We start from the raw sequence: 7,422 nt of genomic DNA, 5'->3' as shown, positions 1-7,422 counted from the left end.
GGCCGCGCTCGGTGCATCCGGGGGCTGCTGCGGGGGCTCCTCCGGCGGCGGCGAGGCCGCGTAGCCGCCAAAACTGCGCTGGATCAGGGCGGTCGCCTCGTCCAGGCGGCCGAGGCTGGTCAGGCGGGTGGCCTCGATCATGTCGGCGAAGGGCGAATGCGTGGCCCGATCGCGGGCGCCGTCCTGCAGAGCCTTCAGCTTGCCGAAGGGATCCATGATGGGTGCGCGCTTGGTCACATCAGCGTCCGTGTCGGGGCCGGAATGGCCCGCGGGTCGGCCTATGGTGCGATGCAATAGAGGCCGATGTGCGATGCGGCAAGGCCGGTCAGGCCGGGTCGTCGGCGCCGATATACTCGGCCCAGATCGGCGCCGCACCGAGGCTCGCGCGGAAGCTGTCGTGCCTCGCCCGCTCCTCATCCGTAAGGCGGCTCCGGTACGGCCTCGGGGCCGCCGGAGCCGCCTGGACGACGGTCCGGACCGCCGGGCCGGTCTGGGCATCCAGGAGCCCGAGGCTGGTCTGCTTGCCGCCGAGCAACTCGACATAGACCTCCGCCAGGATCTGCGCGTCGAGGAGCGCCCCATGCTTGGTGCGCCGGCTGGTGTCGATGCCGTAGCGGTTGCACAGGGCGTCGAGGTTGTTGGCCGCGCCCGGATGCTTGCGCCGGGCCATCGGCAGGGTGTCGACCACGTCGTCCAGCTGGATCGGCGGCGGCGCGTTCGTCCCGAGCCGGGCATATTCCATGTTGAGGAAGCCCACGTCGAAGGGCGCGTTGTGGATGACCAGGCGCCCGTCGGCCAGGAAGGCCTGCAGCTCGCCGACGATGTCGGCGAAGACCGGCTTGTCCGACAGGAACGCGTCCGACAGCCCGTGGACGTTGAACGCCCCCTCGGAGACCGCCCGCTGCGGGTTGCAGTAGCGGTGGAAGGTCCGGCCCGTGGGGATGTGGTTGAACAGCTCGACCGCGCCGATCTCGATCAGCCGGTCGCCGTTCCGCGCCTCGGTGCCGGTGGTCTCGGTGTCGAGGACGATCTCACGCAGCATTTTTTGGGACTCGCATGGTCGGGACGGCCGCCCCCCGGGCGACCGCTCCCGAGACACTCTAGCGTCGATCGTTGAACAATCATGGATGCGAAGGGTCGAGACCTTTTGCAGGTCCAGGACGGAGCCTGGGGTGCTGTCCCATCAGGGCTCCGCCCTGATCACCCGCCAAAGGGCTGAGCCCTTTGGAAACCCATGGATCGGCGCTTCAGGCCGCCAGGGCCAGCCGCCCCTCGTCCTCGTCGGCCTCGGCCGCCATGAACTGGGCCCGGGCGAGTTCGGCGAAGCGGCCGTTCTGGGCGACCAGCGCGTCGAACGTGCCGGCCTCAACGATCCGGCCCTCGTGGAACACCAGGATGCGGTCGGCGTCGCGGATCGTGGCGAGCCGGTGGGCGATCACGAAGGTGGTGCGCCCCTCCATGACGGCTTCCAGGGCGCCCTGGAGCTTGCGCTCGGTGGCGGCGTCCAGCGCCGAGGTCGCCTCGTCGAGGATCAGGATCGGCGGGTTCTTCAGGAGCGCCCGGGCGATCGAGAGCCGCTGACGCTCGCCGCCGGAGAGCGACCGGCCGCGCTCGCCGATCACCGTGTCGAGCCCGTCCTGCTGGCGCGCCATGAAGGCGCCGGCCTGGGCCCGATCGAGGGCGTCGAGCATCTCGGCATCGGTGGCGTCGGGGCAGCCGACCTGCAGGTTCTCGCGGATCGAGCGGGCGAACAGCATCGGCTCCTGGAACACCACGCCGATGTTGTGGCGCAGGGACGAGAGGCCGATGTCGCGCACGTCGAGGCCGTCGATGCGGATCGCCCCGGAGGACGGATCGAAGCTGCGGTGCAGGAGGCCCAGCGTCGTCGACTTGCCCGAGCCGGTGGTGCCGACCAGCGCCACGGTCTCGCCCGGGCGGGCCGAGAACGAGACGCCGTCCAGCGCCTTGCGCCGGCCGTCATACGAGAAGGCGACGTCGTCGAAGGTGACCTCGCCCTCGAACCGGGCGACCTGCCGGGCATGGGGACGGTCGGCCACGGCCGGCACGGTGTCGTAGATCTCGAAGAACTCGGCGATCTTGGGCGCCTGCTGGAACAATCCGTTAACGAAGCCGACCACATGGTCGAGCCGCGCCACGAAGGCGGTGGCCAGGCTCATGAAGGCCACGACCTCGCCCACCGTGGTGGTCCCGGCCTGGTACAGCCAGATGCCGGTGACGAAGATCGCCGTCATGGTGATGGTCGCCGAGGCGCGGGTCGCCACGTTGGCGAGCGCCCACCAGGACAGGACCGGGATCTGCGCGGCGAGCAGGTTGGTGATGATGCCGCGCATCGCGTCCTTCTCGGCCTTGGCGCGGGTGAAGGACTGGATCACCGCGACGTTGCCGAGCGCGTCCGAGGCGTGGGCGGCGAGGCCGGAATTGAATTCCTCGACCTGGCCCTGGAGCGTCTCGGTCCGGCGCATCACGAAGGTGGTCAGCGCCGTGAAGGCGAGCATCAGCACCACCAAGATCGAGCCGAGCTGCCAGTTGATGAACAGGGTCATCGGCAGGAGCACGACCAGCGAGACCAGGGCGACGAGGTGGTCGCGGAAGAAGCCGAGCCACAGCCAGGCCATGCCGTTGGTGCCCTCCAGCATCGCCTTCAGGACCCGGCCGGAATGGTTGGCCGAGTGGAAGGCCAGCGGCAGGTCGAGGACGTGCTCGAAGTAGCTCGCCATCGACGACAGGCGGTTGCGGTGGGCCAGCCGGTCGGCGTGGAGCGCGATGAACACGCCCGCCGCGATGGTGAAGAAGCCGAACGCCACCCAGGCCGCCAGCAGGGGCAGCATCGTGGCCATGGCGTTGCCGCCGCGCTTGAGGTGGGTCAGCTGATCGATGATCCGGCCCATCAGCAGCGGTTCGGCGAAGGCCGCCACCGCCAGCACGACGTTGGTGGCCGCCAAGCCGATGGCCAGCCGCCGATCCGCCTTCAGGAAACCCAGGACCCGCCCGTACAGACGAACCATCGCCACCGCTCCGCCACCCCCGACGCGGCCCGTGTATCCGGGTCTCGCGCCACTTCTTAAGGTCCGTGCGGCGGGCGGCCATCGCCGATTCCGTCGCCAAACCCCTCGCACGACACGGCTTATGCCCGGGCCCGCCTGAACGGGCGATGACGGCCCTATACAGGGTCGAAGCGTCCGCCTTTACGGTTCGTTCAGCAAGATTTCCTAACGCTGTGAATAACCCGGCCGCAAGCCAAAGCCGGGGCGGCTTCTTTACGATTTTGCATCGGGCGCCCAGGGCCATGGATCTCGCAACCGCACTCGGCCTGCTTTCGGGCCTCGGCGTCGTGGTTGGGCTGATCCTGCTCGATGGCGGCCATTTCGGCGCCTACGCGTCGGAGCACGCGGCGGTGGTGGTGTTCGGCGGCGCCACCGCGGCCACGATGATCCGCTTCCCGTTCTCGGTGATCGTGCACGGCCTGCCGATGGGCCTGCGCTACGCCTTCATGATGCGCTCGGTGAAGCCGCAGGAATTGATCGAGGAGATCACCAAGATCGCCGACGTGGTCCGCAAGTCCGGCCCGATCGCGCTGGAGAACATGGAGATCTCCGACCCGTTCCTGGCCCAGGGCGCGCGCTACATCGCCGACGGCTACGACCGGGACTTCATCCGCCACACGATGGAGCGCGACCGCGACAACTTCCTGATGCATCTCGACGAGGGCTCGAAGGTCTACCGGGCCTACGGCGACTGCGCCCCGGCCTGGGGCATGATCGGCACGATCCTCGGCATGGTGGCGATGTTCGCCAACATGTCCGACCCCTCGAAGCTCGGGCCCGCCATGGCGACCGCGCTGCTGGCCACGCTCTACGGCGCCGTGATCGCCAACCTGGTCACCCTGCCGCTCGCCGACAAGCTGCACGTGAAGCTCGAGGAGGAGGACGTCTCCCGCTCGCTGATCATCGACGGCATCCTGATGATCCGCGACCAGAAGAGCCCGACGCTGGTGCGCGAGATGCTGATCGCCTACCTGCCGCACAACCATCGCGAAGCGCTGATGGAACCGGCCGTCTGATATGACCAGACGGAAGCGCGGCGGCGCGCATGGCGGCCACGGCTGGTTCGTGACCTTCGCCGACCTGATGGCGCTCCTGATGAGCTTCTTCGTGATGGTCGCGGCCTATTCGACGCAGGACCAGAAGAAGATGCAGGTGGTCGCCGGCTCGATGCGCGACGCCTTCGGGGTGAACAAGGACTCGAAGTTCGCCGGCATCCTCGAATCCGAGGGCCTGCCGGCGGCCGACCACGTGAAGTACCTGCGCTCCATCCCGCCGGACAAAGCCACGGACCGGACCACGCCGCCCCGGCGCGACCAGAGCAGCGAATTCGGCCTGACCGAGACCGGCGAGCCGGACAATTTCGGCCTCGCGGCGGCCTCCCTGCGGCAGGCGCTGCAGGACATGCCGGACATCGCCGAGCTGTCGAAGAACGTGGTGATCGTCCGGTCCGAGCAGGGCCTCGACCTGTCGATCGTCGACCAGGACGGGCGCTCGATGTTCCCGGACGGCTCGACCCGCCCGAACGAGCGCACCCGGCGCCTGCTCGAGACGCTCGCCCCGACCCTGCGGCAGATGCCGAACCGCATCGCCGTCACGGGCTTCACCGCCACCGAACGGCCGGGCCAGCGCCCGCCGGCGCCGCCCTGGGAGCTGTCGGCCGGCCGGGCGCTCAGCGTGCGGGAGATCCTGGCCGGCGCCGGACTGCAGGACGACCGGTTCGCCTCGGTCTCCGGCAAGGCCGACACCGAGCCGATGTTCCCCGACAACCCCTATCTCGCGGCCAACCGCCGGGTGACGGTGACGCTGATGAAGGAGGCGCCCCCGGTGCCGAACCTGAAGGGGCTGCCGTAGGCGATCCATCGCGGACAGTCAGGGTTTCAAAAGGTCCGCGACCTTTTGCGGGTGCAGGGCAGGGCCCTGCGAACCTGTCTTTCAGCTGGCACCGTACGCTACTTGGCGGTGAGCAGCGCCCAGTAGACCTTGTATTTCGAGCCCGGCGCGTAGGCTGTGGCGATCCCCATCCGTGTCGCCCGGGGGTCGAGCATCGTGGCGTCGTGCGGGGGGCTCTCGCGCCAGCCCGAGAAGGCTTCGGCCAGGGTGTGGTAGCCGGCCGACAGGTTGGCGTTCACCTCGGAGAAGCCGAGCCGCCCGACCGCGGACTTCACGGTCTGCGCCCGGCTCGGCCGGTCGGCGAGCGCCATGGCGGCCACCTCGGCCTCGGCCAGTCGCTGCAGCTCGGGATCCACCGTCAGCGGGCCGGCGCCGCGGTTGCGGCGATAGGACGAGATCATGTCCCGGGCGGCGTCGGTGTCGACATGGGCGGTCTGGCTGGCCAGCGGCAGGTAGATGCTCGGCAGCGCCGCGGTGGTCTGCACGTCGGTGGCGCAGGCGCCGAGCAGTGCCAGCGCCGGGATGCCGGCCGCCGCGAGCAGGCCTCGTCTCAGGTTGCGTCCGCCCACGTTTCCAGATCCACGCTTCCGCATCCGGCTCGGACGCTCGGGCGATATAGGGAGCGCGGAGCGATTGCGCGACCGTCTCCGCCGCGCGGGCCGCCCGTCCTCACCCTCCGGCGCTGCGGAGGCCGCGGTCGCGCTGCGGCTGGGGGGGCGATGCCCCGGATTCCTTGACCTCTTGGGCGTCGGAGGCCGGTGCGCCCGGCCCGAACCGGCTCGCGATCTCGCCCATGGCGGCCTGCATCGCCTCGAAGCCCTGCACGGTCACGATGCTGGCGCCGGGGCCGAGCGGCGGGATGAAGCCCGCCCCCGAGAGGGTCGCGAACACCGCGTAGTTCAGGTCGGTCTGGACCTTCTGGCCCAGGCTGACGTCCACGATCCAGACCAGGAGCTCGAACTCCAGGAACGGGTCGCCGATCTTCTTGAACACCACCCGGGGGACGGGGTCCTTCAGCACGTCGGCATGGCCCTGCGCGCAGCCGACGATCAGCTCGGCGGCCCGCACCGGATCCTGGTTGCGCAGGACGCTCACCGTGATGCTGACCCGGCCGGAGCGGTCGCCCCGCACTCGGTTCTTGACCACCCCGGAGATCAGGTTCGAGTTCGGCACGATCACGGACGAGCGGTCGAAGGTCTGGATCTCGGTGGAGCGCACCGAGATGCGCTTCACGATGCCCTCCGAATCGCCGATCACCACCTGGTCGCCGACCCGGATCGGGCGCTCCCAGAGCAGCAGCAGGCCGGAGACGAAGTTGTTGACGATCGATTGCAGGCCGAAACCGATACCCACCGAGAGGGCGCCGGCCACGATGGTCAGCTTCTCCAGGCTCAGGCCGAGATACGAGAAGGCGAGCGCCAGGGCGAGCAGGAAGCCGCAATAGCCCGCGATCGTGGTGATCGAGTTGCGCAGGCCGGCGTCCAGGTCGGTGGCCGGCAGGTAGGTCAGCTCGAGCCAGCGCTGCACCGCCCGGGTGACGAACACGCCGAGCACCAGGATGCCGATGCCGAACGCGATGCTCGACAGCGAGATTGTCACGTCCCCGACCTTGAAGCCGAAGAAGGCCTGGCGGATCGACGAGACGATGTCGGTGGAATCGAGCCCCCAGGGCGCCAGCACCAAGAGCGCCGCCACCAGGATCAGCACCACCCGGGCGGCCCCGGTCGCCAGCACCGAGATCTGGTTCAGCGAGCGCTTGCGCAGGCCGGTGTTGGCCTGGAGCGCGGTGGCCAGCCGGGTCTCGTCGGTGAGCGCCCGGCCGATGAACGTGTCGACGCTCTGGACCAGCAGGTAGAGCAGCACCAGGACGCTCGCGGCCCAGATCAGCTGATCGATCAGGAAGGCCGCGAAGGCGACGTAGCCCACCAGCGCACCGAGCCCGATCAGCCCCACCGCGGCCCAGCCGAGCAGCCGGGCCGGGCCGCCGATGCCCGTGGTGGTCTTGGTCGGCACGTAGGGGCCGAAGCAGGCCTCCTCTTCCTGATCGGTGTCGGCGAACCGGTGCAGGCCCACCGCCAGGATCAGCGCCGTGGCCACGGCGCCGAGGCCCCGGGTCGCGATCGAGATCGGCAAGGCCGCCGAGATCCCGGAATTCAAGGCCTCCACGGATTTCACCACGGTCAGCACCGTGGCGATGCCCACCGCCAGCCGGGTCAGCCGGGTGGCCGCCGCGTCCCCGACCGGGGCGGGGCGCCAGGCCGGCTTGTCGGGGCTGAGCAGCCCGTCGCACAGGGCCTCCACGAAGGCGATGAAGGCGAGGCCGCCCAGGATCGCGGCGGCCACCGGCAGCAGCCGGGAGGGCAGCAGGTTGGTGGCGTCGAGCGCGTAATACACCGCGTAGGAGCCCGCCACCGCCGGCACGGTGCCGAGCAGGATCACCCGCCAGGCGGCCAGCAGGGTCGCGCGC

Annotated in this window: 6 protein-coding genes and 1 pseudogene; 2 read left to right on the top strand and 5 right to left on the bottom strand. The window is 69.7% G+C overall.

The features are described from left to right. The 3 genes and pseudogenes from FV228_RS15885 to FV228_RS15875 form a co-directional block, all read right to left on the bottom strand. Window positions 1–216, bottom strand: a pseudogene (locus FV228_RS15885) (hypothetical protein); the annotation flags it as partial. Window positions 217–325: 109 nt separating this feature from the next. Beyond that, window positions 326–1,042 carry a DNA polymerase III subunit epsilon gene (gene dnaQ / locus FV228_RS15880; protein WP_147855508.1) on the bottom strand — a complete coding sequence of 239 codons (717 nt, stop codon included), beginning with the start codon at window positions 1,040–1,042 and terminating at the stop codon, window positions 326–328. A gap of 205 nt (window positions 1,043–1,247) precedes the next feature. Further along, on the bottom strand, window positions 1,248–3,032 hold the full coding sequence (locus tag FV228_RS15875) for a glucan ABC transporter ATP-binding protein/ permease (protein ID WP_147855507.1): 1,785 nt from the start codon (window positions 3,030–3,032) through the stop codon (window positions 1,248–1,250). 275 nt (window positions 3,033–3,307) lie between these two features. On the opposite strand from FV228_RS15875, the gene FV228_RS15870 reads away from it, so the two are divergent. Further along, a complete protein-coding gene (locus tag FV228_RS15870) occupies window positions 3,308–4,081 on the top strand; it encodes a MotA/TolQ/ExbB proton channel family protein (RefSeq protein WP_147855506.1) in 774 nt (257 codons plus the stop codon). Between the two features lies 1 nt (window position 4,082). Further along, window positions 4,083–4,916, top strand: a complete 834-nt coding sequence (locus tag FV228_RS15865; protein WP_147855505.1) for a flagellar motor protein MotB — start codon at window positions 4,083–4,085, stop codon at window positions 4,914–4,916. A gap of 98 nt (window positions 4,917–5,014) precedes the next feature. Here the strand turns inward: FV228_RS15865 and FV228_RS15860 are convergent, their stop codons facing one another. Continuing rightward, window positions 5,015–5,524 carry a CAP domain-containing protein gene (locus FV228_RS15860; protein ID WP_187277773.1) on the bottom strand — a complete coding sequence of 170 codons (510 nt, stop codon included), beginning with the start codon at window positions 5,522–5,524 and terminating at the stop codon, window positions 5,015–5,017. Between the two features lie 100 nt (window positions 5,525–5,624). Continuing rightward, the coding region (locus tag FV228_RS15855; RefSeq protein ID WP_147855504.1) for a mechanosensitive ion channel domain-containing protein at window positions 5,625–7,422 on the bottom strand (1,798 nt) is incomplete at its 5' end.

Source organism: Methylobacterium sp. WL18 (genome assembly GCF_008040015.1).
In the GTDB taxonomy this organism is placed as follows: Bacteria; Pseudomonadota; Alphaproteobacteria; order Rhizobiales; family Beijerinckiaceae; genus Methylobacterium; species Methylobacterium mesophilicum.
This window is presented reverse-complemented; position numbering and strand designations above follow the sequence as displayed.